Source organism: Fictibacillus barbaricus (assembly GCF_014635025.1).
Lineage (GTDB): Bacteria > Bacillota > Bacilli > Bacillales > Fictibacillaceae > Fictibacillus > Fictibacillus barbaricus.
The window spans coordinates 314,214-337,713 of record NZ_BMCE01000001.1; the positions used below are offsets into that span (position 1 = coordinate 314,214).

The window sequence follows — 23,500 nt, forward strand, 5'->3', positions numbered from 1 at the left end:
TTCCCACGATGATTTTGGAGGTTTCGCCTAGATGAAATTCCTAGTATTTGCGAATACAAAGATCGATTCTTTTGTTCACATGCAACTGATCGATCTTTCACGCTCACTCTCAAAAGTGGATAAAATGGACGTTTCGTTCTCATACCACTCGTATCTCGAACGAAACAGCGGCGCTACTCATGTCAGCCAGTTCTGGAACCCTTATCCGCGCGACATTCAGCTCGAAGGCTGGAAATCGGACGTTTATTTGCGCAGCTACGGAACGCAGTTTTATACGGACGACAACTCCATATGGAATACGCTCAGTGTACTGAAAACCCACCCGCACCGTGAATTTTTAAAACAGGTCCTTCTCTTCGCGGAAGACTACCGATTAGAACAGATCTGCATAAACGACCGGCCAGGGATGAAGCATGCTTTTCAGCTCCGCAAAGAAACGTTTCAGGTTCACTACAACCGCGAGTACCGAAAACATATTCAACAAAAGCGTGAACTCGACGCTTTATTTTGCCATATCATCCTTTTAGCGAATAAACGCTTTGTCGCTGTACCGCTGCAAACGCAACAGCTTTACCTAGAGTTAAGACCATTGCTTACAAAACTAACTTCGGCACAATCAACACACGATATTGCGGCAATTATTATCCAAATGGCTGAACTCACAAAACAGCACTCAGATCTACCAGACATGAAAACCGCTTACCGCAGCTTCAGCGACAAGCCGGCATCAACTGACTCGACTGACGAATCGCAAAAGTTTGACGACTTAACAAGAAGCAACGAAACCAAAACGAAGAAAACCATCACAAAAGACGAGCAAAAAGAGGAAGAAAACGACCAAGAGAAAGAATCCCACTCGTCTTGGCATGATGAAACCTCAGACCCGCAGGATTCGTTTTTACAAATGGATCTCGATCAAGGAACGAATACGGATCTATTAGGAGAAGGAGCGCGGGAAGCTGAAAGTGGGGACGCCGTATTTGGATCGGTCCAAACGAGCGCTCACTCGACCGAGAACAACGACTTCAACACCCAAAACGAACACGAATCGGAAACCGACAATAATCAAACAGGTTCTAACTCTAGCAGCCACTTCCCGTATGGAGAAGTAAACAAAAACGTAACCGAGCATTTCGTCCCTGCAAAACCTGCGACACCGGAAGAAGTTACACAATATGAACTTTTCAACCAAGAGATCGCTCCATTCGTCACCCAGCTCAAGCAAAACTTCCTTAAAACGATGGAGCACAAACGAACAAGCCCTAGAGAAGACCTGCACTTTGGAAGACTGGGGAAAAAGCTCACAAGACTTGCAACCGACAAGAATCCGAGACTGTTTCGAAAAAAGCAGGAATCTCAGCATGAACTCGACACTACGTTCACGCTTCTTGTAGACTGCTCAGCATCCATGTTTAACAAGATGGAAGAGACACAGAAGGGGATCGTTCTTTTTCACGAAACATTAAAGGCACTCAGAATTCCACATTCGGTCGTCGGCTTTTGGGAAGATGCAGCTGATGCAACAGTGAACAACCAGCCGAACTACTTTCATGAAGTGATCTCGTACAGAAACTCACTTCATCAGCCTGGAGCAGCGATCATGCAGCTTGAACCGCAGGAAGACAATCGTGACGGATACTCGATCCGCCGAATGGGCGAGGAACTCATGAAACGGCCAGAACAGCAGAAAATTCTTCTTGTTTTCTCTGATGGGGAGCCAGCTGCCTTCGATTATGAAACGCACGGTGTTCTCGACACGCATGAAGCTGTTACTCGTACAAGAAAGCTTGGTATCGAAACGATTGGTATGTTTATCGCAAACGGTGAAATCACAGAAGAAGAAGAAAAACTCATGCAGAACATTTATGGACCTCAAAATGTAGTCGTACCAAGTGCGGCCGAACTAGTAGACTACCTCATGCCAGTTCTACGCAAACTTCTTTTTAAATCCATATAAGCGCCAAAACGCCCAGGGCACCTAGACCCTCGGGCGTTTATTTATGTATGTTTTAATACTCCAATAGCTTCAGCCAAGCAAAAATGACTCCAACAAATCCTGTATAGCTAAAGATTTTTACCGACCATTCTGGTAAGGCTGTTCGAAGCAGGCTTGAGAAGATACCAACAACAATAAAAGCAGCAAGCAAGATATAAATGGATATAATATCAAACGGAATACGAAAAGACAGCCAGTTTTCCATCGCCAAACCTCCCTAGTATGAATAATATCGGTCGAAATGCCTATACGTTAAGAAACAAAATACGAAAACCATAAATTTTACTTGTATTATTCACTTTTTCCCAAAGGAAAAACGGGCACCGCTACTAGGATAAAAGCATAAAGTATTACAAATGCAGAGATAAGGAAGTGAGTAACTTGCCCCGTCAGAGTGATATTGGAACGATTCTGGACTTAGCTGAGGAAGAAATCATTGCAAAAAACAAAAATGGCACTGTCATAGCTGCTGAACTGGCACTGCTTGCAGCATCCCTGTCTACTGTCGCAGATTTTATTGCCACAATAAGTGCTGGTATTGCTTTAAGGCAAGTTTATATTGATGATTTGCAGTCGCAGAAAGAACAGAAAGAACAAGAGGCTCAGATGAAGGACATGCAAGACCAGCTGAATGCACTAAAAAAAGAGATAAAAGCACTAAGGGGAAAAAAGTAATAACTTTATTCCCCTTCGTTCATTCTAATGATCAATCATACTCTTTTTTCTTCCACTCATCCTCAGGCATCTCAAACTCATCACTCGAGAAGCGCTCCTCTTTAAACGGATCACCATACATATGAAACCCGTTCTGCTCCCAAAAACCAGGCTGATCTTCCGCTAAGAACTCAAATTTTCGGACCCATTTTGCACTCTTCCAAAAATAAAGATGAGGAACGATGAGGCGGAGCGGGAATCCGTGTTTATCGGTCAGCGGTTTGCCGTCAAACGAGTGGGCCAAAAGCACATCATCACGCAATAGATCGTCGAGCGGAACATTTGTCGTGTAGTCGTAATCGGCGTGGACCATCACGTACTTGGCTTTCGGATCAACCTCAATGTGCTTCAAAAAATCTTTAAATTTAACACCCTCAAACGCGTTGTCGAACCGTGACCATCTTGTTACACAATGAATATCGCGGACCACTGTCGTTTGTGGCATCTTCATGATGTCTTCAAAAGTAAATTCTACAGATTTACCGACAAGTCCTTCTACAGATAACGACCATTTTTTCATGTCATAAACAGGAACGTCACCTTCATGCAATATAGGGAACCGTTCCGTAGCCACTTGCCCAGGCGGCACTCTATCTTTTAAACTTCCATTCGCCTCAGGAACGCGCATTTTCTTAATTCGATCCGCTTTATTCAAACCCATACAACACACTCCTTCATAAAAAGTAAATAAAAAACGCCCTCTTTATAAAAAAGAGGACGAATGATTCCATAAACATCCTCTTATCTTTCAGTCCATAGACTGTTAGATGTAGCACCGTGCCTAAAAATAGGTGGTTGCCGGGCTTCATAGGGCTAATTCCCTCCGCCTGCTCGAAATAAGAGACCGAATAGATCGGTTAAATCCATATAAAAGTTACATTCATTATGACATATGCTTAGCAAAAATCAAGTGAACTCATTGGATATCCCTACACAAAAAATTATCCCGAAAACAGCAAGACTAATTAAGTAAAAATACACTTATTTTTCTTCTGCTTCCTCCATGTAAAAGCGAATTCTAAACAAAAACCTCCAGAAGTCTTGAAATTTAGGACTCCCAGAGGCTATGAAACATCTATTTTAATGTTGTACAGCTTTTGCTGCATTCACACGTCCGTTTTGGAACAACGTCCCTGTACCTGTTACAGGATCTGCCGTATCCTCCAGTGCTGCACGAATTTGTGAAGCATTTTTTCCTTGAGCCGCAAGGAGTCCAGCTACACCCGCAACAACCGGTGATGCCATGGAAGTGCCAGAAAAGCTCGTGTACTGGTTGTTTGGCGTTGTAGAATAGATATCAACACCAGGAGCTGCAATATCTACCCACGTACCGAAGTTAGAGAAAGAGGCTTTTTGATCGTTTTTATCCGTAGCGGCAACCGCGATCGCGTTTGAATAGTATGCTGGATAACTAGGAAGCATAACACCAGAGTTGCCAGCAGCAGCTACTACTACTGAACCCTTACTGAAAGCATAATTAACTGCATCCTCAAGCGTTTTCGTACCCAATGATCCGCCAAGACTTAAGTTTATCACTTGTGCACCCTGATCAGCCGCGTAACGAATACCTTGTGCAACATCATCCAGTGAACCGCTGCCTTCTGCATCTAGAACACGAACTGCTAGAATAGAAGCTTTAGGAGCAAGACCTGCAATGCCTACACCGTTGTTCGTGTTAGCTGCAGCGATCCCCGCAACGTGTGTCCCATGTTCGTTCTCATCAATCGGATCGTTATCATCATCGACAAAATCAGCACCTTTGATCACTTTTCCGGCTAGATCCGGGTGATAATAGTCAACACCTGTATCGATTACGGCGATTTTTACAGATGATGAGCTTTGCGTTGTATCCCAAGCTTGCTCTGCACCAACTTTTTGAGGAGCATATTGTTTTGAATAGGCAGGATCATTCGGAACATAACTTGCATGGAATGTAACGTTAGGCTCTGCGTATTCTACCGTGTCTAGCTTCTCGAAATTCTTTACAGCATCTTCTGCATGCCCATCCACCTTAACAACGGTAAAGTCTTCTGTAACATCAACAACTTTTCCCCCAATCTTTGAAACTCTATTTTCAATAGTGCTTGCCGCTGCAACAGAGTCTTTAAAATGTACGATGATTTCCTGTGAAGCAGCTTCCTGTTTTGCTGAAGGTGTAAACGAAGCTTCCTTTACTTCTCGCTCAACGGCCGAAGCCGGAAGAGCTAAAGAGACCAATAATGGTACAGATGCGGCTCCTGCTATGATACTCTTTAACATAAAATCACTCCTCTGATGTGTTTACCAAGCAAGCTTGGCTAGGTAGCTAAGGAATTCAACAATATTTTACAAAACCCTTCAATGCTATCTAAAAATAATGATAACTTACCAGTTCATAGTGGTTGAAGAGACTTTATATCTATAGTCAAAGCGTATCATGTGCGACTTATTTATTATCTTAAGATAAGGTTACGATAGTAAACATTACATAACGTGCTTGTAAAGCTATACAAAACACAAAACAGAAAAATAGGACACATTAAGAAAATCAGTTAAGCTTAAGAGGTAGTAATGATTTTGAGGAGGAGGATAAAAAAATGGCACGTTTACCAGAAGTGAATGTAGAAGGAACACCATTTAAAAAGACACTTGCCAATACGCCAGAAATTCTTGATGCGTTTCAACAGATGGAAAAGGCGTTAAACAACATCCTAGAGCCCGAACTCATGGAGATGCTCCGCCTGCGAGCGGCCTCAAACAACGGCTGCGATTACTGACAAAGCATGGATTATGGGACTCTGGACGAGTCCGCTCGACAAACCGCAATGAAGCAAGGCGAAACCGAACTTTCTGAACGTCACAAGCTCGCTTTAGAACTAGCCGATCATACCATGGCGTATCACGGACAAATGCCAGATGAATTGTACAATCGATTAAAAGAGCATTTTACACGCGAAGAAATCATAGCACTCTTCTTTCAGATTGGAAGTAAGAACGGAGCCAACTGGTTTATTATCGCGATGGGAATTGAAAATAAGTAAAGTATGACTAAAAAATAGCGCCCAGATCAGCTTGGTCTGGACGCTTTTTATGTATTATCTGTGTTGATCCACAAGAATCGGGTTTCCATCAGGATCTTCAATTGTAAAACTTGCAGGACCTTCACTGTTTTCATCTGCTTCCGTCAGCATTTTAACGCCTTTTTCTTTAAGCTGCTTTTGAAGGTCTCGAATATCCGTGAATGAATCAAGACTTTCGGCATTTTGATTCCAGCCAGGATTAAAAGTTAGGATGTTCTTTTCAAACATTCCTTGGAATAGTCCAATAACGGTACTTTCATTCTTCATGATCAGCCAATTTTGAGTAATGTCCCCGCCTAATACTTCAAATCCTAAGTTTTCGTAAAATGTTTTCGATTTATTGATATTCTTTACACTTAAACTTATTGAGAATGCGCCTAGTTTCATATTTCCTCCTCGTAAACTGAATAGAATGATGTACTTAAAATTAACTATAAAGGTGCACCTCAATAAATACAACATCTTCCATATAAGCCTGTTTTATTTGGTTCTTTAAGTAGGGCAACTAAGTTGATAAATCTATCCTTAACCAAACATATAAAAATGACTTACCGAGGGAAATCCACTCCGTAAGTCATTTGACTGTTATTGATCTTGATGATTTCGAGCACGAGCTTCATCAGGGCTTTCCATCTTTGCAGCACCTGAATATTTTAAACTTTGATCACGGTCAGATTCCACACGTCCTGACTCTCTTAGTTTTTTCTCTTGTCTGTCTTTTCCCATTCAAAAAACCTCCAATCTAAATCAGATTTTTCCTAGTATGAGTTGAATTAAACCCTTTTATGTATACGTGGTGAATAAGATGACGGCGCACTAAAACGTTTAGCTTTTATAGAAAAGGGAAATCCCATACTACGAAAAAATTTAAATAGGGAGGAATTAAAATGGCACAAAATGTAAATACCACGACGGGATATCAAAACGATTTATATCAGGAAGATGTATATGGGAATGAACAAAACAGCAAGCTTTTAAAAGGTATTGTGATCGGTGGATTGATTGGCGGAGCGCTTGCACTGATTGATTATAATACGCGGACAAAAGTGAAGAATACAGCGGTAGGTTTAAAGGATAGCTCGAGTAAAATGTTGGCCGAAGTGAAAGAAAATCCAGGTGAAGTGAAAGATCAGATGATCAGTCAGTTCAAATCCGCAACGAACACCTTAAAAGAAGCCATAAGTGACGCACAAGAGCTTTATCAGCGTGTGAATAAGGATGTCTATGGTAACTTCGATGTGTTAAAAGAAATTTCCAATGATGCTCTATCTACAGCTAAGGAAGCTAGAGGAGAACTTAGCGGCATCAGCTCAAAGCTAAAAGAAGCGGGTTCTGAATTAACGGAAAATCCTATCGGAAATGACAGCCTGAAAGATTATTCTTCAGGATTTAATCAGAACGCCTATAACACAGGAAACGAGAAAAATGTAGTTTCAGTTGGTTCCAAGAATACAAATAAATATTAATAAAAATAGTAATCCCCTGATAACCTTCAGGGGATTTATTAGTTAGAAGTACTACCTTTTATTAACTTAATATGTAATTCCCTTACATCTTTGTTCAGAACATTCACTTTTAAAAATTGGGAATAACACTTTTCGATATCTTCTTTAGACAACATTGGTTCAGGTTGTAAAAGCTTATTAATAGCTTCTTTCCTGTTAATGGTTTCTGTCAGTTCTGTGTCATAAACGATTAATTCAGATGATTGTATATTCCTATAGCCCAGATCAGTTTTTAGTGTACATCTTTTCGTAAAAGAGACGAGGGAGATGAAAGAGTTTTTATACTTAGGATCAATTAAGCTCTTTAAGCTTTCAATATGTCCATAATTTTGAATAAATGGATTCATAAATTTAAACTTGCCATTGACTAGCCATTGTTTTTGATTGGCAGAACCATAGATAGTTCCTTGAAAGTTTTTGGTTTCAATAACAAAAATTCCAAAAGGCGACAAAAGGACATGATCAATTTGTGAATATCCAGATTTGGACCTTGTATTCGGGATAAGAAGGTCGTGTAATACTTTATATTCTTTTGAGAACTGAGAGAGTTGAACAGCAATCTTATATTCTCCAAGTTCACCTTTTCTAGAAGATTGCTTTACAATATTTTTCTTCAATACTTCTTTAGAAGAGGAGGGGATAACAACTTTTTCAGAGTTTTTATTACTTCTTTTAAAGAACTTGGATAAAAACATAATTAAATCCCTAATTTCTTAATTTTATTTACTCCTTTCTTTATCGCCAATTTTTTCTAGAAATAAAGAATAACAGCTCATTTGTTTTTGAAACAAAGAGCTGTTTTCTTATTTAAATGGAGGAAATTTTCATTTTATTAAAATCTCTTAGAAGATTTACAAAAACAGAAATAGATTTTGCTTGATATTGTGTTTTTTGCGTAACAAAAGTAAAGGATCTTTTTACTGGAACCCCTTCTATATTCAACACTTGAACTGTGCCTAATGCTAGCTCTTTACGTATAGCCCATGTTGAGAGAAAAGTTATACCCAGTCCAGCCTCAACAGCCTCTTTTATGATCTGGTTCGACCCAAATTCCATCTTTCTAACAGGTGATAATCCAAAGGCTTTAAACATTTTTTCGGTTGCTTCCCTTGTTCCGGATCCTTCTTCTCGTACGATCCAAGGGGCTTCTTCGAGTTGATCGTGAGTGCTTAATTCCTCCGTTTCAGATGAGGTGACAATGACCATGTCGTCAGGAGCAAACTTCTCCATGTGTAGATGTTCATCTGTGATCTCGCCTTCAATAATGCCAATGTCTAGCTGTCTGTTTTGAACAAGTTCAACGATTTCACGTGTATTGCCTATTGTGATGGAAGGTGTTATAAGAGGATATTGTTTACGCAATTTTGCTATGACGTGAGGCAGGATGTATTCCCCGAATGTATAGCTTGCTCCTATCTTTAACTTTCCGCTAGCTGTATTGTGTAAGTCATCAATTAATTGCTGCATCTGCTCGTGAAGTCCCAGTATTTCTTTAGCATGATAGTAGGCAATTTCTCCGGACTTTGTCAGTTGTACCATTTTATTATTACGGTCTAATAAACGAGTGTTTAGTTTTTTCTCGAGTGATTTGATGTATCGGCTGATGGCAGGCTGTGTCATATGAAGCTCTTCTGCTGCTCTTGAGAAATTTTTGTGATCCACAACAGAGATGAAAACTAGTAATTCTTGTTCCATAATTCCTATTCATCCCCTTCATATTTCATTTATAACAATTTTGTTATCATAATTATATCAATTATTTATTATACTTATCCAGCTTTATGAAATAACATAGAATTACATAGAAAGAAAAGAAGGTGACTAGATGGGAATAAATAACGTTGAATTGGAGAGAGATTTGAAAGCGCTTCCAAATAAAATCTATCAAAGAAAAAGAATAGATGTGTTTCAATGGAGTGGTGGAATTGCATTTACCTTTTTTATTGCGATACTTGGCTTAGGATTATCTAAACTGGAGGGATTCCATGTAGCTGGTCCTCTTGCATGTTCCATCATCATTGCAGTCCTATATCGACAAGTATCAGGATATCCTGAAAAGTTTAGAGCAGGAATTGAATTCTCTTCTAAGAAACTACTTCGATTCGCAATCATCTTGTATGGCTTGAAATTGAACGTTGATGTTATCTTTCAACAGGGGCTTTCCTTATTAGTCTATGGAATCGGCACGATCGTCTTTTCCATCATCTTTGTGATGGTACTGGCAAAATGGTTTAAAGCAGATCCGTCCATCTCATTATTATTAGGTGTGGGGACAGGAGTGTGTGGAGCAGCTGCGATTGCTGCAGTATCACCCATAATTAAAGCTAAAGAAGAAGATACAGCGATCGGCGTAGGTATCATCGCCTTATTAGGAACGCTGTTTGCCGTTATCTATACGGTTCTAAGGCCGGTTCTTCCTTTGTCATCAACAGATTACGGCAGCTGGGCAGGACTCAGTTTGCATGAGATCGCACATGTTGCACTAGCAGGAGCTCCGGGTGGCGAAGATGCATTAGCGATGGCTTTATTAGCAAAATTAGGACGTGTTTTTCTTCTTGTTCCATTATGCTTTGTATTCATGTATTGGATGAAGAAAAAGAAATCAAGCGGAGCAGACGATACGAAGATCGCATTCCCTTGGTTTCTTGTAGGATTTATCGTCATGAGCCTTTTTGGCAGTTATGTAGTGGGAGACCTAATCAAAGTCTCGGCTGAACTTTTAGAGGGGATCACGGATCTAACAACATTTGTCCTAACTATGGCCATGGTTGGACTAGGTTTAAATGTTTCATTATACGACATTAAAACGAGGGCGTTAAAACCGCTGCTCGCTGTTGTTATCACTTCTATCCTTCTATCATTTATCACCTATATTGTTATATAGGACATCAAAAAATATAGGGTTTTGGTGCCTTTTTTTAAAAAACAAAAAACAGCCTATTAATAAAAAGGCTGTTTTTCAATATATATAACATTTAGCTGTTTACAACTTGTCTAATATCATTGAGTCTAACGACTTGTTTTGCATCCTCAAAATGTTTTTCATAATTCTCTGTTACGGAAAAGTCCACAACAGCGGTATTGGTCAACAATGATGTGATTTCTCCCTTTAATCCGTCGAACGTTTCAATAATATCACCGATTTTAAACTCCATGCCTTTTCCTCCAACTTCATTATGTTTGTCCTATTTTACCATAATTGTATAATGTTTTCTTTTAAATATAAAAAACTTCTATTTGTTAAGCATTATAGCGAAAACAATTAAAGATTGCCATAAAACCGCTTTTAATGTTAACTTAAAAGTAATGAATGGTTAACATTAAATGATAGAGGTGTATGAATATGAAAATGAAAGAAATGACTTATGTGTCGTTATTTGCAGCCATTATGATAGTTCTCGGTTTTCTTCCGCCTATCATATTGCCGTTTACTCCTGTTCCTATTACAGCACAAACACTGGGTGTCATGCTGGCGGGCGTCGTATTGGGTGCAAGGCTTGGCGGTATGAGTATGATTCTTTTTCTTTTAATCATCTTAGCAGGAGTGCCAGGGCTTGCTGGAGGCAGAGGAGGAGCGAGCGTTTTTGTAGGGCCAAGTGCAGGATACATACTCAGTTGGCCGTTGTCCGCTTTCTTGATTGGTTTGCTGGTCGAAAAAGCGAAGCAGCCCCTTAAGGTGTGGAAAGTATTTCTGTACAATTTTGCAGCAGGTATCATTTTTGTTTATCTTTGCGGGATTCCTGTTGTAGCCTTTGTTATGGATATTAGTTTAGAGGCTGCCTCAATCTCTGGGTTATCTTATCTGCCGGGCGATCTGTTAAAAGCTATCATTGCTGCAGGGCTTGGTGTTAAAATAAGACAAAGATTATTTAAGAATCAGACAGCATTGAATACGAACAGGACGAAAGAGATTGCCTAAGGGCAGTCTTTTTCTATAGGAGGAATTCTTGTGCTCATAACAGATCCTATCGAGAAAAACGCACGCCTTTACCCTGAAAAATCGGCGATAGAAATAGAAGATCAAAAGGTTACCTATCCAGATCTTCTTGAAAACATCCGCCGTATCGCAGCCTTTTTTAGTTATGAGCCGAAAAAAGGATTACAGGGAAAAGCAGCTCTTTATGTACCGAATGGAATACCGTTTTTGCAGTATTTTCTTGGAGCTGTTTCCTCAGGCTGGATCGCGGTACCGCTTGATTTAAAATGGAAGCAAAGCGAACTTATGGAAAGGCTGCATCAGGCTGAACCTGATGTGATCATTACCACAGAAGAGTACAAGGATCGATTAAGCCTGTGGGAAGGAAAAATAGTGCTTGTTGCGGATATACCGCAATATGAATCTGAAGAAGCACACACCACAACAGAAGATTCCTTGTTTTATATGGGGTTCACCTCGGGATCGACAGGTATTCCAAAATGTTTTGTGAGAAACCACCGTTCCTGGGTAAAAAGCTTTGCTTGCAGCAAAGAAGAATTCGGGTTAACTGATCGTGATACCGTGCTTGTTCCGGGACCTCTCGTGCATTCGTTATTTTTGTACGCCGCAGTCAGTACTCTATTTTTAGGTGGGACCGTTAAACTGCTGCCTAAATTTTCAGCGGTCAAAACGCTAAAAGTCCTTCAGGAGAAGCGGGCAACAGCCCTATACGCAGTGCCTACAATGCTTGCGGCCCTTATAAAAGAAATGGAGTCAGCAGGAAATATCCCTTCTTTAAAGAAAATGATTTCATCCGGTGCCAAATGGGAACCCGGGTTGAAAGACAGGATTCAGCTATACTTTCCAGAGACAGACCTTATTGAGTTTTATGGTGCATCAGAATTAAGCTTTGTAAGCTATATCAATCACCGTACAGCTGTACGGAAGCCGTTATCCGTTGGACAGCCTTTTCATAACGTGAAGCTGTCCATTCGCGATAAGAATGGAAATGAAGCGGGGCCAAACGATGTGGGAACCCTTTACGTGAAAAGTGACATGCTTTTCTCCCATTATATAAACCGTCCTGATGCAAATAAAGAGGTATGGAGTGACGATGGCTGGCTGACAGTAGGAGATCTTGCAAAGGCTGATGAAGATGGAGACCTGTATATTATAGGGAGAAGCAACAATATGATTATTTCAGGAGGGCAAAACGTCTACCCTGAGGAAATCGAGAAAGTCCTGAATATGATGGAAGGCATTGAAGAAGCCATTGTCTTTGGGACGCCGGACTCGTATTGGGGACAAAAAGTTTCAGCTGCTATTCTTGTTGAAGATGATACCCTAACCGTTCGGGATGTTCAGCGTTTTTGCAGAAAGCATCTTTCCGTCTTTAAAGTACCGAAGCAAGTCATTTTTACAAAGGAGCTTCCCTACACATCCAGTGGAAAGATAGCACGTGCTCAAGTAAAAGAGAGGTACAGCCGAGGAGTCTACACAAAATGAAAAAAGCAGTAATTATAGATGCCAAGCGGACTGTGATCGGAAAAAAAGACGGTTATCTGAAAGGCGTACGCGCAGAAAGCCTTGCAGCTGCCGTTATAAAAGAAATGATAAAAGCAAACCATGTTCCTGCTGAGGCAATCTCGGATGTTATTTTAGGGAATACTGTTGGCCCTGGCGGGAACATTGCCCGCTTATCGGCTTTAACAGCTGAACTCCCTCTAAGCGTGCCTGGCGTCAGTGTTGACAGACAATGCGGTTCAGGGCTTGAAGCGGTCAACCTTGCATGCAGGCTTGTTCAATCAGGAGCGGGTGACATTTATATCGCTGGAGGCACAGAGTCAGTCAGCACCTCGGCATATACGAAGAGAGCACGTTTTTCGCCAGATGCGATCGGCGACCCGGATATGGGCGTTGGAGCAGAAAACGTTGCAGAACGCTATCGAATTTCCCGTGAAAAACAGGATGAGTATGCCCTTTTAAGCTATAAAAGAACAATCGACTCGATCGAAAGAGACCGTTTTAACAATGAACTCGTGGAGATGAACGGCGTACCATTAACAGATGAGGGAATAAAAGATTTCAAGGCTATTAATCGAATTATCAAAAGAGCCCGTCCTGTGTTTAAAGAAAATGGAACAGTGACAGCCGCAAATTCCTGCGGTTTAAACGATGGTGCTTCCGTTGTGCTCATCATGACAGAGGAAAAAGCGAAAGAGCTGAACCTCACCCCTAAACTAACATTCGTGGATGCTGTAACCGCAGGAGTAGATCCTATCCTGCCTGGAATTGGACCGGTTCCTGCTGTAAGGTCTCTTCTGCAGCGAAACAATCTATCCATAGAAGACATCGATGTTTTTGAGTTGAATGAAGCGTTTGCGGCTCAAGTAGTCGCATCTGCACAAGAACTTAACATTCCATGGGACAAGATGAATAAAGGCGGTGGGGCGATCGCTTTCGGTCATCCCTATGGAGCATCGGGAGCCATATTGGTCGCTTCATTGTTAAGAGAAATGGGTACGAAAGACCGCTATGGTGCAGCCACTTTAGGGATCGGCGGCGGACTTGGAATCGCCACGCTATTTGAAAGGTATGAGTGTAAATGAATATTAAACAGTGGGAAGGAGCTGTTACGCTTCCTGTATCGATCAAGATAACAAAGGAACTTTTAATGGCTTATGCTGCTGCAACAGGCACAGATCACACTGCAACAGAAGAGCTAAAGCATGTTCCCCCAGCACTGCCAATGATATTTTATCAATATATGAGCGTGCCTTGGCTTGACGGGCAGTCCTTTATCCATAAAGAACAAACGTTCGTATATGAATATCCTATCTCAATAGGTGACTTACTTCAATGTACAATTTCCTTAAATTCGGTCGAAAAAAGGCGGCAATTTCTCGTTTTGCACCAAGAGCTTATCGGCAAAAACGAACAAAATCAAATGGTATTCTCAGCTAAATCCATTCTATTAAAGGAGGCTGAATGATGTCTTCAGCCTATCAGTTTGGTTCATTGCTGGAACCCATATCTTTAGAGGTTACAGAGGAAATCATTAAACGGTATGGAGATGTTTCGGGGGATCACAACCCTATTCATTTTGATGACAATGAGGCTAAGAAACGCGGTTTTTCTGCAAAAATCATACACGGCATGCTTTCTATGGCGATTGCTTCCAAAATTGTGGAACCTCTTCTAAACGATAGCTTCTGGATAAAGCAATATAACATGAAGTTTATCAAACCCGTTTTTGCAGGTGAAAGGATTTTGGTGTCAGGGTCTGTTTCTCTGGTGCAAGATGGACAAGTGCTCATTCACGTTCAAGTTTCGAGCCCCACTTATCCACAAGTGGCAAAAGGAGAGTTATGTCTTCAAGTGTATAAGTAAGATACTTTATCCACAGTATCAACATAATCCACAGTATTAAAAAACCGTCTTTTGTGCCATTCGGCCAAAAGACGGTTTTTTTACTCGCTCTATTCTATAATGTGATCTCGCTTTCTTCACGGTCAACGATACGCGCACCTTTTTTGCTCGTATAATCTCCGCCAGATGAAGTGAAGATGTTTTGGGCGATTACTGTGTCCATCGCTGCGTTTACAGCTGCAGGATCAACCGGTTCGATCGGAGCATCCAGTCGGATGGTCACTGTTTTGTTCTCCTGGTTAAGAAACTGCAATTCAAGCACTTTGGCCATTAATATCCCTCCTTTCCTCTATATTTTCCTCATCATGACATTACGAAAGAATCGCGAATGAATCATTGCGCTTGATCATCACAAGGGGATACACCTGAAGACCGGATAACGCGTTTGCGACTGCATTAAGCTGGTCAGGAGTCGAAGAAGTCTTTACGTGTGCGAAGTTTTTATACTTCACAACCGGTTTGTTGTCTGCATCTAATCCACCGTCAAGCTCTAAGCGCATCGCTGAATCAATCAAAGCTGCTGTTGCCATGTGCCTCACCTCCTTTCACTTCATAAGTTCCAGTGAAGAGAAATAAGGAGCCATCTTGGCAAAAAAGTTTTAGCACGCTTAATACTTATCCACAATTTAGGTCGATTTACTCAATAATTGGACCTGATCATTTCGAAATTCAGAATTTCATAACAAAAATATGTCGATTTTGAGCATTTCAACACCGATCTGTGGATAACTCTTCACAACTTTCCCGGCAACTTTTATCGTTCTGCATCTTTTTTGCTTCAGCTTTTAAAGAGTGAAGTTTTGTTCCAGATCACCATTTAAAAATATAGTGAGGGTACCGCGGAATTTCCCGAATGTGCGCACATTCAACAAGGATGTATTCCCATGAAAAAAATGAACTTTGAAGAAGTTGCCACTATGTTTGATCCTCTCATTAAATCGCAGATTAAACGGTACCACTTAACATCTCATTTCGATTATTACTATCAAGCTGGTTTACTAGGACTCTGGAAAGCTTATGAAACATTCGACCCTGAAAAAGGACAATTTTCTTCCTATGCCTTCCTGCTGGTTAGAGGACGTATTTTACAAGAGTTAAGGAATGAGATGAGGAGACAAGAAGTGGAGATCTGCCAAGATCCTCATGAGTCCTTAACGTTTCAGCATCTTTCGCATCAAGACAGCATTCCTTTATTAGAGGATGAAACACTGAATCAATATTTGATGCATCTCACTGAAAATCAGCAAAGATGGGTGATCCACCGCGTCTTTCACATGAAAAGTGAAGCTGAGATCGCAGAGGAGTTTGGGACATCGGTCTATGCGGTTAAGTCGTGGAGAAAATCGGCGATTAAAAAATTTCGTACAGTTTTATTTACCAATTAAAATAAAACTTTCTTACTACACAATTTTATAGCTATAATTCTATAATTAGGGTATAGTAGAAAACTGTGGGTGAAAAAATTCCTTTTTTCTCCATAAATGCCAATATAGAAAAAAGCTGCTATTTTTTTAGAATAACAGTGTAATAAGTTGGTAGGACAAAGCTTATATATTTATTAAGAGGGGGACAACTAAACGATGGAAACACAAGTGAATCAGAGTACTGGAAACAAGAAACGCCCGTTGATCATTGGACTTGCAGTTATTGCGGTTCTTGCAATCGGGGCAACTGCATATGCGATGTTCGTTGATCTGTCGCCGCGTGAACTGTATTTGAAGTCTGAAATGAACACATTCAAGGCATTGAACGAATCTTTCGAGGACAGTTTTGAAGATGCACTGGCTCTTCAAGACAAACAGATGGACGAAGCTTATAAGTCTGAAGCCCGCGTTGGAGTAGAGATGGACCCGGGGATGCTTGGAGCAGGCGGAATGGAAGCGGCTATGATCGGTTCTGTCCTGTCAAATAGTGAAATTAAATTGACAACACAGCACGACCCTAAAAAAGAAGAAGGATCTGCAGACATCGCTTTAACGATGAACAATACAGATCTAGTGAAAGCTGAGTTTTACCAGAATAACAAACAAACAGCGGTAAGCGTGCCTGCAGCTTACGATAAGCATGTTTACTTCCCGAACAATCAGTTTGGTGACGTTATGCGCAAGTTCGATCCAGCCTACCAAGGGATGGAGAAGCTTGAGAACTTCTTTAAAGCGGTTGAAGGCGACATAAGTGAAAAAGCGCGTGATGAAGCGTTCCAGGAATTTGCAAAAGTATATGCTGACAGTGTGAAAGACGAAAACGTAAAATTAAAAGACAATGTTGAATTTAAAGGTGAGAAGCTTCGTGAATTAACCGTTTCTCTATCTGAAAAAGAAACAAAAACACTTCTTGTGAATTTTATTGAAAAGATTGAAAAAGACGACGAAATCCTTGATGCGGTCGCTGAACAAGCGGCATTGCAAGGCGGACTTCCAACTGGCACAATGGCACCAACAGGTTCAATGAGCAAGGAAGAAGCGAAAAAAGAACTGAAAAAAGTTTTAGCTGATGCGAAAAAAGCAATCAATGATGATCTAGAGATCCCAGGCGGTATGAAGCAAGTGGTAATCGTCGATGGAGATGATAAAGTAGTAAGCCGTGACCTGTCCATGAAGATTGGTGCGAACGGTGAAGAAGCTGTTCCGATGAACTATAAGTCTGAGAGCTGGACGAAGGATGAAACAACAAATTCTTCTTGGGTTCTTAACGCGGGTCCTGAAGGCGAAACACTGCTTGTAGATGTGAAAATGGAAAGTGAGCCAAAAGGTAAAGAAGGCAAGAAGCGCGACATTAAAGCAAAATTTGAAATGACTGAAAACGGAACAACAGAAGGTATCGGATTCCATATTAAAGGTGAAGGTACAAGCAAGAAGTCTAAATGGACAGCACAGCTTGTTCCGGCAGGTGATGCACCGATGGAACTTCCGGATATGACGGTTGAGGTCGAGCATACAGGTGATCAGAACCTTGACAAAGATTATGCGAACCACGATTACAAAGTAACTCTAATCGGCAACGATCCTTCGATGGGTGACATCAATGTTGGATTAAACATCAAAACTAAGACAACGTTCGGTGAAAAGCTGAAGTTCCCTGAGCTGAGCAAAGGGAAAGCAGAAAACATCGCTGAGATGAGTGATGCTGAAATGATGGGCATGATGTCCGAAATTCAACGCAACATCGAGCAGTTTATTGGTGAGAACGCTCAAATGTTTCAAGGACTATAATCTATAATAAGAAGGACAGAGATAACTTAAGATAAAGTTGATCTTTGTCCTTTTTTAAAACTTCTTATGCGAAAGGAACAACACTATGAGGCAAACGCTACTTATTGCCCATCTAACCGTGAAATGCTGGCTGAAGCAACCGTTTCCGCTCTTTGCGATGATGCTGTTTCCGATTCTGCTGCTTGGCATCACATACCTCGGACTCAAACCCCTTTTACAAGATAAACAGTGGGTCGAGCCCTTCTCAGTCGCGATTGTGGATGAAGATAACACCTTTGAAACGAAGCTGCTGATGAAGCAGTATAAAGAATCAGAAGAACTGCAAAGCGTCCTTTCTTTTAAAAAAACGGATGCTGGAGAAGCAAGTGAACTGCTGGCTGCAAATAAGATTGCTGGCATCGTCATCGTGCCCGATGGTTTTACAAAAGGAATACGTCATGGTAAAAACATTCCGGTATCGGTGATCGGTAATCCTGAACGCCCTTTTCAAGCTGAATTGCTGCAGCAGGTGATGGTGTCGAATGCGAACTTGATCTCATCTGCACAAAGCGGAGCGAACGCTGCTTTTCATTATTTGCGTAAGATGGGACTGCCATCCGATGAATTTAGGACGTACAGAGATGCGATCATCACCGATTTTACGCTTCAAGCACTAAACCGGAACAAAATATATGAAACCGAAACATTGAGTGCGTTAGGCGGAATTACGTCACTAGAGTTTTATAGTGTGTCAGGCGTATTGATTTTGTTGATGATAGGCGGTTTGTTTGGCATGAGCTTAACGGCAAGAAGTGAACAAGCAGCCCTCCGGGAAAGGCTTTCGCTCCAAGGTGTAAGGTCAGGGGTGTTTTTCATAAGTAATGTTCTTTCAGTTTTTGTATTGCTTGTTATACAGGCAATTATTCTAGTATCGCTTTTTTACAGCGTGACAAAAACATGGAGCATACCTGCAACCGTTATTCTTCTAGCGTATTGTTTATCGGTCTCCTCGTTATTTGCGGTCTGTCAGGAGCTTTTTCAGCAAAACGGTGCGAAGTGGGGAGCGGGTATCATACTTGTGACAGGAATAACCGCAACGAGCGGAAGTGTGCTGCCAATATCCTATCTGCCGGAAATATGGCGCAGCATGAGTTTTCTTAATGTGCTGCACCACTCGCACAGCGGACTCGTGGATACGCTCTTTGCTGACAGTGTCTCATGGACTCTTGTGGGACTTCTGCTGAGCTTTTCGGTCGTATTTTGGATTCTGGGATTTATTATTATTACAATAAAGAAGAGGTTGCCATGGTCTGGACAATTGCCATTACACGTATAAAATTATTGCTTCAAAGTCCGTGGAGCTGGATCGGGTTAGTGATTCCTGTTCTTTTGCTCGGTTTCTTAAGTATGTCTGTCGAAAAGACGGCGGATGCCACCAAGATTCCGGTCGTCATTGTTGACGAGGATCAATCGCAGTATTCCAAGACCGTTATTGAAAGAGTAAGTAAGTATCCAGCTGTTGCAGTACGTACGGGTACGGAAGAAGAAGCACGTAACAAAATCGAGACCCAAAAAGCGGCGATCGGCTTTTTATTGCCAAAAGGATTCATGGAGAACATACAGAAGAATAATGAAGATGAACTCGTAACGATGTGGCTTTCAACAGGAACGATCTCACACGGATTGGTGCGCGAGATTTTTGCGAGTGAAGTAAAACGTCTATCCAGTAATTCTTACGGAGCCAACACCGTATTAAACACATATGGAAAGAGCAAGAAATTGGATGAACAAGAGCAAGCCGCTGTTTGGAAGGATGCCTGGGAATACAGCGATAACCATTGGGAACCAAAGCCATTGATGACAGTGGATTACAAAGTCGGTGCCACAAAAGAAAGAGCTCAAGCAGAAGAGAGTGGAGCCGTTTCGATCTATGTACCAGGAATGCTTGTGCTCCTCATGCTGTTCAGCTTTTTATGGAACAGCTGGCCGATTAAAGACCGTGATTCGGGTATGCGTGCAAGGGTTCCTTATTCCGTTGGTGGATTTTCTAAGTATTGGATCGGCAATGCGCTAGGGGTTCTCATTTTACAGCTGCAGCTTCTCGTGCTGTTCATTGGTTTTGGCTGGTGGAAAGATGAGTTGGCGTTAAGTGCTGCGACCATCATAGGGCTAGTCGGATATGTGTTATTTTTAAACGCCTTATCGCTTCTCTTCGCCTATTTCGTCCATGCAGCTCGTACATGGCAAGCGGTAACGCTCTTTGTGGTCCTCGCTTCATCGCTATTAAGCGGCACCTTCTTTCCAAGTGACGAACTCTCACAATTTCTGGAGAGCGCTGCCCAATGGACACCACAATATTGGATCATTTCATCATTTCATCAACAAACGTTATGGATTCCATTAGTTTTCATCGGAATAAGCATCATACTATATGGACTTTCAACAATTAAGGCAGGTGACAGCGCTTGATTACAGCAGAAAATCTAACAAAGAAGTTTGGCAGAAAAGAAGTGTTAAAGGAAATGGACTTCTTTATTGAAAAAGGGGAAACTGTCGGCGTTGTTGGACCAAATGGCGCAGGAAAGTCTACGCTTCTAAAAATTCTTGCAACGATCATGAACGGAACAAGCGGTACAGTGCATATAGATGGGTTGGATGCGAAAAAAGAGAAGAAAAAAACACGCGAGAAGATCGGGTATGTACCACAAGAGATTGCGGTGTATCATGAACTTACGGCTCGTGAAAATTTAAGATTCTTTGGAAAGCTTGCGAGGAAATCGTCTGAGGAGAGCTGGATGAGACGCTGTGAAGAATGGCGGCTTGCGGAACACCTTGATAAAAAGGTAAAACATCTGTCAGGCGGGAACCAGAGAAAGCTTAATATCTTAATTGCTATGCTGCATGACCCGGATATCCTGATTCTGGATGAACCAACAGTTGGCATCGATATTTCAGCAAAACACGAAATCGTGAACGACCTGCGTCAGCTTGGAAGTGAAGGGAAGACCATCCTGTATTCCAGCCATGACGCACAAGAGCTGGAGACTCTTTGCAGCTCGTTTTTGATTTTAAAAGAAGGTGAACTGCTATTTTACGGGTCAAAACAGAAGGTAAGGCAGTTCGGGTCTGTGACACAATCTAAAAACTTTGCAGAGACACTAGGGGAGATTGTAGGATAAAAGTAAAAAAGAGGATTACTTCTCAAAAGGGGAGTAATTCTTTTTTTTATTTTAAAAAAGTTTTAGGAAGCTGATTCGACTGTATTTGACAAGATGGACCAAATTCCTATTTTCCGTAACGCAAGCGTAAAACACAACCTCTTTTTTATATAGTAGGATAATAATAGATTACTTGGAAAATTAAAGGGGTTAGGGATAAATAATGAAAAAATGGATAGCTACATCAGTTTTAGGTTCGGTATTATTATTGTCGCCGATGCAGGCGTTTGCAAATATTGGAGATCAAACACTTCGTCCGACGATGACTCATTCAGATGTAAGAACGCTGCAATCAATATTGCGAAATAAAGGTTATTTTACATATAGCGGATCATATACTTCGTATTTCGGTTCATATACAAAGAGTGCTGTCGTCAACTTCCAGCGTGCAAAAGGTTTAACAGCCGACGGAATCGCTGGTCGCAGCACGTTTAATAAACTAGGCGTCTATAACGTTAACAACACCTATCTAGTAGACTATGCAAAACGCTTTATGGGTACACCTTACGTTTGGGGCGGGACAAGCCCGAGTGGATTTGACTGCTCCGGATACATCAACTATGTATTTAAAAACTCTCACAGCATCTATTTGCCTCGTACAGTAGCAGACATGTGGAAGAACACAGGTTACAGAGTTTCTACGCAAGCGGTAGGAGATCTAGTATTCTTTGAAACGTATGCACCTGGTGCATCACATATGGGGATATACATTGGGAACGGAAAGTTCATCCACGCCGGTTCATCAACAGGTGTGACGATTGCTGATATGAACAATACGTACTGGAAGCCGAGATACGTTGGCACTAAACGTTTATAATAAGGAAAAAGGAGTCCGATAGATTTCGGACTCCTTTTTTTATTAACAGAACAAGATCTTTGCCCAAGGATCGAAGCAGTGACAATTACGCTTTCTTCTTTTTCTGCACTTTTTGCACTTGAAGTGCTCGAAGCTAGAAGAAGATGAAGAACTGGAGGAAGAAGACGAAGAAGATTCACAATCAAAGTCGTGGTCGTGCTTATCGCAGTGGTCGTGTCTCTTTTTGTCTTTCTTTCGCCACTTTTTGTCTTTCTTACACTCAAAGCGGTCGAAATCTCTAAACTTTTTGCCCATTAAAAAATTTCACCTCACATAATGATACCGACTTCCTATTTCTGGATTCGGTTACTGTATATCATATGTTGGTGAAGACAAGTTGCTTAGACGAATGTTGAGGTTTTAAAAAATTGGGGACAGTCCCGGGACAGACCCGGGTCTGTCCCCAAACAAATACAAATATTTAATTTTGTTCTCTCCACAAAGACACGGGACAGCTGCCCAAGAAGAAGTGAACAAAAAAGCCACGCCATAAGAATAACGGCGTGGCTTTTTATATCATTGACGATTATTCGGATCTTGGATAATCATGCCTTCTTTAGCAAATGCAAAATGGATGGCATGCTTTAGATTCCTAAAATAGGTACTCTCCCCGATAGAGTATTGATGCTTAGTGACTTCTATACTTAGCTCTGGCGAGATACCGACTAACAACGTCTCCATACCGAACAATCGCGCAGATGAGACCAGTTTATTTAACATATCCACCATTCCTGAATCAATTGATTTTATACCCGTTAAGTCCAGGATGACAAACTTAGCTCGATGCTTAGGAAGTGCTGTTAGTGTGTGATCCAGCATATCTTTAGAACGCAGTTCATTATATTTACCGATTAAAGGAATGACTACAATATGATCGGTTACAGGAATGATAGGTGATGAAATTTCTCGTATAAGATCCGTTAACTCTCTTGTACGATCTTCTACCATAGCCTCTAGTTTCATGATTTCTATCTGTTCCCCGCGTCTTACAAGTTCTCGAATGTTATCATTAGGTGTGATGTTGGACTTAGTTATTTTTATTTTCATAAGGTCTTGTGTTGATTCTTCATCCAGCACCTCATACCACATATGGGTGTCAAACAATCCTGTAAATACTCCGGCCCAATGGCCAGGTAAGAACGTTCCTAAACGATCATTGCCCTGAGCTCTTTTAACCTTCGTTTCCCAACTGTTGGAGATGGATATAGTGGCTTCTTTCTTTTCCACATTTACATCAATAAACGTTTTTCCCCAACCAGCTGCTGCATAAATGTTTGGTAGAGCTTCAATAGACTGTTCGATGTTGCCAACAGTATTTTTATAAAAATCGCTTACGACTAGCCCTGTACGATAGCCTGCTGTTTCAAAGACTAAATCAGCCGTACCTTCTCCTGTAATCTCTTCGATAGAGTCAAGAAACACCTTAAATGCGGAGTCAATCCAAAATAACATGACATCTGCGCCTTCAAATTGAAATGTTCCCTTTGCTGTATCCCAATGAAAAGATGAACCATTTATATCCATGCTTTTTTGAGTTTCAAATAACTCATTAGGCGTGTTACTCATAGGTAATCCTCCATAGGTCCAATAATATTAGACACTCAAACATTTTACCC

The 23,500-nt window shown here is 41.2% G+C and carries 28 protein-coding genes and 1 riboswitch; of the genes, 17 read left to right on the forward strand and 11 right to left on the reverse strand.

All coding sequences use genetic code 11. The features are described from left to right. Positions 1 to 31: 31 nt before the first annotated feature. Positions 32 to 1,957 (forward strand): vWA domain-containing protein, encoded by a 1,926-nt coding sequence (locus IEV52_RS01580; protein WP_188400785.1) that lies wholly within the window; start codon positions 32 to 34, stop codon positions 1,955 to 1,957. 52 nt (positions 1,958 to 2,009) lie between these two features. Here IEV52_RS01580 and IEV52_RS01585 read toward each other — a convergent pair whose 3' ends face one another. After that, entirely contained in the window at positions 2,010 to 2,201 is a 192-nt protein-coding gene (locus tag IEV52_RS01585; protein WP_188400786.1) for a hypothetical protein, read from the reverse strand. 167 nt (positions 2,202 to 2,368) lie between these two features. Between IEV52_RS01585 and IEV52_RS01590 the strand changes: the two genes are divergently transcribed. After that, entirely contained in the window at positions 2,369 to 2,671 is a 303-nt protein-coding gene (locus IEV52_RS01590; RefSeq protein WP_188400787.1) for a hypothetical protein, read from the forward strand. A 31-nt stretch (positions 2,672 to 2,702) separates the two neighbouring features. Here IEV52_RS01590 and IEV52_RS01595 read toward each other — a convergent pair whose 3' ends face one another. Then, complete coding sequence (locus IEV52_RS01595) at positions 2,703 to 3,365, reverse strand: sulfite oxidase-like oxidoreductase (protein ID WP_188402201.1); 663 nt, start codon at positions 3,363 to 3,365, stop codon at positions 2,703 to 2,705. A gap of 83 nt (positions 3,366 to 3,448) precedes the next feature. After that, a riboswitch (SAM riboswitch) is annotated at positions 3,449 to 3,553 on the reverse strand. Between the two features lie 237 nt (positions 3,554 to 3,790). Continuing rightward, complete coding sequence (locus tag IEV52_RS01600; protein ID WP_188400788.1) at positions 3,791 to 4,969, reverse strand: S8 family peptidase; 1,179 nt, start codon at positions 4,967 to 4,969, stop codon at positions 3,791 to 3,793. Between the two features lie 317 nt (positions 4,970 to 5,286). Between IEV52_RS01600 and IEV52_RS01605 the strand changes: the two genes are divergently transcribed. Beyond that, positions 5,287 to 5,466 carry a carboxymuconolactone decarboxylase family protein gene (locus IEV52_RS01605; RefSeq protein ID WP_188400789.1) on the forward strand — a complete coding sequence of 60 codons (180 nt, stop codon included), beginning with the start codon at positions 5,287 to 5,289 and terminating at the stop codon, positions 5,464 to 5,466. A 6-nt stretch (positions 5,467 to 5,472) separates the two neighbouring features. Further along, on the forward strand, positions 5,473 to 5,730 hold the full coding sequence (locus IEV52_RS01610; RefSeq protein WP_188400790.1) for a carboxymuconolactone decarboxylase family protein: 258 nt from the start codon (positions 5,473 to 5,475) through the stop codon (positions 5,728 to 5,730). 54 nt (positions 5,731 to 5,784) lie between these two features. Here the strand turns inward: IEV52_RS01610 and IEV52_RS01615 are convergent, their stop codons facing one another. Together IEV52_RS01615 and IEV52_RS01620 are read right to left on the reverse strand one after the other, a co-directional pair. Further along, positions 5,785 to 6,156 (reverse strand): VOC family protein, encoded by a 372-nt coding sequence (locus tag IEV52_RS01615; RefSeq protein WP_188400791.1) that lies wholly within the window; start codon positions 6,154 to 6,156, stop codon positions 5,785 to 5,787. Between the two features lie 198 nt (positions 6,157 to 6,354). After that, complete coding sequence (locus IEV52_RS01620; protein WP_066293612.1) at positions 6,355 to 6,495, reverse strand: YpzI family protein; 141 nt, start codon at positions 6,493 to 6,495, stop codon at positions 6,355 to 6,357. 161 nt (positions 6,496 to 6,656) lie between these two features. Between IEV52_RS01620 and IEV52_RS01625 the strand changes: the two genes are divergently transcribed. Then, complete coding sequence (locus IEV52_RS01625; protein ID WP_188400792.1) at positions 6,657 to 7,235, forward strand: hypothetical protein; 579 nt, start codon at positions 6,657 to 6,659, stop codon at positions 7,233 to 7,235. A 38-nt stretch (positions 7,236 to 7,273) separates the two neighbouring features. On the opposite strand, the gene IEV52_RS01630 is transcribed toward IEV52_RS01625, so the two are convergent. Then, positions 7,274 to 7,969: a nuclease-related domain-containing protein gene (locus tag IEV52_RS01630; protein WP_188400793.1), complete on the reverse strand. Its 696-nt coding sequence runs from the start codon at positions 7,967 to 7,969 to the stop codon at positions 7,274 to 7,276. Positions 7,970 to 8,081: 112 nt separating this feature from the next. Continuing rightward, entirely contained in the window at positions 8,082 to 8,969 is an 888-nt protein-coding gene (locus tag IEV52_RS01635) for a selenium metabolism-associated LysR family transcriptional regulator (RefSeq protein WP_188400794.1), read from the reverse strand. A gap of 130 nt (positions 8,970 to 9,099) precedes the next feature. Between IEV52_RS01635 and IEV52_RS01640 the strand changes: the two genes are divergently transcribed. Beyond that, positions 9,100 to 10,158, forward strand: coding sequence for a YeiH family protein (locus tag IEV52_RS01640; RefSeq protein WP_188400795.1), 1,059 nt, complete (start codon positions 9,100 to 9,102; stop codon positions 10,156 to 10,158). Between the two features lie 91 nt (positions 10,159 to 10,249). On the opposite strand, the gene IEV52_RS01645 is transcribed toward IEV52_RS01640, so the two are convergent. Beyond that, complete coding sequence (locus tag IEV52_RS01645) at positions 10,250 to 10,429, reverse strand: DUF2187 domain-containing protein (RefSeq protein ID WP_188400796.1); 180 nt, start codon at positions 10,427 to 10,429, stop codon at positions 10,250 to 10,252. Between the two features lie 188 nt (positions 10,430 to 10,617). Between IEV52_RS01645 and IEV52_RS01650 the strand changes: the two genes are divergently transcribed. From IEV52_RS01650 to IEV52_RS01670, 5 genes are read left to right on the forward strand one after another with little or no spacing between them, the layout of a single operon-like run. Next, a complete protein-coding gene (locus IEV52_RS01650) occupies positions 10,618 to 11,193 on the forward strand; it encodes a biotin transporter BioY (protein WP_188400797.1) in 576 nt (191 codons plus the stop codon). A 30-nt stretch (positions 11,194 to 11,223) separates the two neighbouring features. Beyond that, positions 11,224 to 12,696 (forward strand): AMP-binding protein, encoded by a 1,473-nt coding sequence (locus tag IEV52_RS01655; RefSeq protein ID WP_188400798.1) that lies wholly within the window; start codon positions 11,224 to 11,226, stop codon positions 12,694 to 12,696. Continuing rightward, positions 12,693 to 13,799 (forward strand): acetyl-CoA C-acyltransferase, encoded by a 1,107-nt coding sequence (locus tag IEV52_RS01660; RefSeq protein WP_188400799.1) that lies wholly within the window; start codon positions 12,693 to 12,695, stop codon positions 13,797 to 13,799. Before IEV52_RS01655 ends, IEV52_RS01660 begins: the two co-directional genes overlap by 4 nt. Further along, positions 13,796 to 14,182 (forward strand): FAS1-like dehydratase domain-containing protein, encoded by a 387-nt coding sequence (locus IEV52_RS01665; RefSeq protein WP_188400800.1) that lies wholly within the window; start codon positions 13,796 to 13,798, stop codon positions 14,180 to 14,182. Before IEV52_RS01660 ends, IEV52_RS01665 begins: the two co-directional genes overlap by 4 nt. Beyond that, on the forward strand, positions 14,182 to 14,580 hold the full coding sequence (locus IEV52_RS01670; RefSeq protein WP_188400801.1) for a MaoC/PaaZ C-terminal domain-containing protein: 399 nt from the start codon (positions 14,182 to 14,184) through the stop codon (positions 14,578 to 14,580). The genes IEV52_RS01665 and IEV52_RS01670 overlap by 1 nt, the downstream gene beginning before the upstream one ends. A 94-nt stretch (positions 14,581 to 14,674) precedes the next feature. Here IEV52_RS01670 and IEV52_RS01675 read toward each other — a convergent pair whose 3' ends face one another. Next, a complete protein-coding gene (locus tag IEV52_RS01675; RefSeq protein WP_188400802.1) occupies positions 14,675 to 14,890 on the reverse strand; it encodes a DUF2922 domain-containing protein in 216 nt (71 codons plus the stop codon). 40 nt (positions 14,891 to 14,930) lie between these two features. Then, positions 14,931 to 15,149 (reverse strand): DUF1659 domain-containing protein, encoded by a 219-nt coding sequence (locus IEV52_RS01680; protein ID WP_188400803.1) that lies wholly within the window; start codon positions 15,147 to 15,149, stop codon positions 14,931 to 14,933. Positions 15,150 to 15,503: 354 nt separating this feature from the next. On the opposite strand from IEV52_RS01680, the gene IEV52_RS01685 reads away from it, so the two are divergent. The 6 genes from IEV52_RS01685 to IEV52_RS01710 all read left to right on the forward strand — a co-directional run bounded on the left by IEV52_RS01685 (position 15,504) and on the right by IEV52_RS01710 (position 21,845). After that, a complete protein-coding gene (locus tag IEV52_RS01685; RefSeq protein WP_188400804.1) occupies positions 15,504 to 16,004 on the forward strand; it encodes a sigma-70 family RNA polymerase sigma factor in 501 nt (166 codons plus the stop codon). A gap of 195 nt (positions 16,005 to 16,199) precedes the next feature. After that, positions 16,200 to 17,831, forward strand: a complete 1,632-nt coding sequence (locus IEV52_RS01690) for a DUF6583 family protein (protein ID WP_188400805.1) — start codon at positions 16,200 to 16,202, stop codon at positions 17,829 to 17,831. Positions 17,832 to 17,916: 85 nt separating this feature from the next. Continuing rightward, entirely contained in the window at positions 17,917 to 19,146 is a 1,230-nt protein-coding gene (locus tag IEV52_RS01695) for an ABC transporter permease (protein WP_188400806.1), read from the forward strand. After that, positions 19,116 to 20,279: an ABC transporter permease gene (locus tag IEV52_RS01700; RefSeq protein WP_188400807.1), complete on the forward strand. Its 1,164-nt coding sequence runs from the start codon at positions 19,116 to 19,118 to the stop codon at positions 20,277 to 20,279. The genes IEV52_RS01695 and IEV52_RS01700 overlap by 31 nt, the downstream gene beginning before the upstream one ends. Beyond that, entirely contained in the window at positions 20,276 to 20,989 is a 714-nt protein-coding gene (locus IEV52_RS01705) for an ABC transporter ATP-binding protein (protein ID WP_188400808.1), read from the forward strand. The genes IEV52_RS01700 and IEV52_RS01705 overlap by 4 nt, the downstream gene beginning before the upstream one ends. A 202-nt stretch (positions 20,990 to 21,191) precedes the next feature. After that, positions 21,192 to 21,845: a C40 family peptidase gene (locus tag IEV52_RS01710; RefSeq protein WP_188400809.1), complete on the forward strand. Its 654-nt coding sequence runs from the start codon at positions 21,192 to 21,194 to the stop codon at positions 21,843 to 21,845. Between the two features lie 555 nt (positions 21,846 to 22,400). Here the strand turns inward: IEV52_RS01710 and IEV52_RS01715 are convergent. Further along, positions 22,401 to 23,450 (reverse strand): STAS domain-containing protein, encoded by a 1,050-nt coding sequence (locus IEV52_RS01715; RefSeq protein WP_188400810.1) that lies wholly within the window; start codon positions 23,448 to 23,450, stop codon positions 22,401 to 22,403. Between the last annotated feature and the right edge of the window lie 50 nt (positions 23,451 to 23,500).

Bases quoted from the DNA above. Each gene is read 5' to 3' on its own strand.
- IEV52_RS01645 (WP_188400796.1), bottom strand. From the start codon at position 10,429: ATGGAGTTTAAAATCGGTGATATTATTGAAACGTTCGACGGATTAAAG.
- IEV52_RS01695 (WP_188400806.1), top strand. From the start codon at position 17,917: ATGAGGCAAACGCTACTTATTGCCCATCTAACCGTGAAATGCTGGCTG.
- IEV52_RS01640 (WP_188400795.1), top strand. From the start codon at position 9,100: ATGGGAATAAATAACGTTGAATTGGAGAGAGATTTGAAAGCGCTTCCA.
- IEV52_RS01710 (WP_188400809.1), top strand. From the start codon at position 21,192: ATGAAAAAATGGATAGCTACATCAGTTTTAGGTTCGGTATTATTATTG.
- IEV52_RS01680 (WP_188400803.1), bottom strand. From the start codon at position 15,149: ATGGCAACAGCAGCTTTGATTGATTCAGCGATGCGCTTAGAGCTTGAC.
- IEV52_RS01585 (WP_188400786.1), bottom strand. From the start codon at position 2,201: ATGGAAAACTGGCTGTCTTTTCGTATTCCGTTTGATATTATATCCATT.
- IEV52_RS01670 (WP_188400801.1), top strand. From the start codon at position 14,182: ATGTCTTCAGCCTATCAGTTTGGTTCATTGCTGGAACCCATATCTTTA.
- IEV52_RS01580 (WP_188400785.1), top strand. From the start codon at position 32: ATGAAATTCCTAGTATTTGCGAATACAAAGATCGATTCTTTTGTTCAC.
- IEV52_RS01650 (WP_188400797.1), top strand. From the start codon at position 10,618: ATGAAAATGAAAGAAATGACTTATGTGTCGTTATTTGCAGCCATTATG.
- IEV52_RS01665 (WP_188400800.1), top strand. From the start codon at position 13,796: ATGAATATTAAACAGTGGGAAGGAGCTGTTACGCTTCCTGTATCGATC.
- IEV52_RS01615 (WP_188400791.1), bottom strand. From the start codon at position 6,156: ATGAAACTAGGCGCATTCTCAATAAGTTTAAGTGTAAAGAATATCAAT.
- IEV52_RS01715 (WP_188400810.1), bottom strand. From the start codon at position 23,450: ATGAGTAACACGCCTAATGAGTTATTTGAAACTCAAAAAAGCATGGAT.
- IEV52_RS01620 (WP_066293612.1), bottom strand. From the start codon at position 6,495: ATGGGAAAAGACAGACAAGAGAAAAAACTAAGAGAGTCAGGACGTGTG.
- IEV52_RS01675 (WP_188400802.1), bottom strand. From the start codon at position 14,890: ATGGCCAAAGTGCTTGAATTGCAGTTTCTTAACCAGGAGAACAAAACA.
- IEV52_RS01690 (WP_188400805.1), top strand. From the start codon at position 16,200: ATGGAAACACAAGTGAATCAGAGTACTGGAAACAAGAAACGCCCGTTG.
- IEV52_RS01630 (WP_188400793.1), bottom strand. From the start codon at position 7,969: ATGTTTTTATCCAAGTTCTTTAAAAGAAGTAATAAAAACTCTGAAAAA.
- IEV52_RS01605 (WP_188400789.1), top strand. From the start codon at position 5,287: ATGGCACGTTTACCAGAAGTGAATGTAGAAGGAACACCATTTAAAAAG.
- IEV52_RS01660 (WP_188400799.1), top strand. From the start codon at position 12,693: ATGAAAAAAGCAGTAATTATAGATGCCAAGCGGACTGTGATCGGAAAA.
- IEV52_RS01610 (WP_188400790.1), top strand. From the start codon at position 5,473: ATGGATTATGGGACTCTGGACGAGTCCGCTCGACAAACCGCAATGAAG.
- IEV52_RS01625 (WP_188400792.1), top strand. From the start codon at position 6,657: ATGGCACAAAATGTAAATACCACGACGGGATATCAAAACGATTTATAT.
- IEV52_RS01700 (WP_188400807.1), top strand. From the start codon at position 19,116: ATGGTCTGGACAATTGCCATTACACGTATAAAATTATTGCTTCAAAGT.
- IEV52_RS01685 (WP_188400804.1), top strand. From the start codon at position 15,504: ATGAAAAAAATGAACTTTGAAGAAGTTGCCACTATGTTTGATCCTCTC.
- IEV52_RS01635 (WP_188400794.1), bottom strand. From the start codon at position 8,969: ATGGAACAAGAATTACTAGTTTTCATCTCTGTTGTGGATCACAAAAAT.
- IEV52_RS01600 (WP_188400788.1), bottom strand. From the start codon at position 4,969: ATGTTAAAGAGTATCATAGCAGGAGCCGCATCTGTACCATTATTGGTC.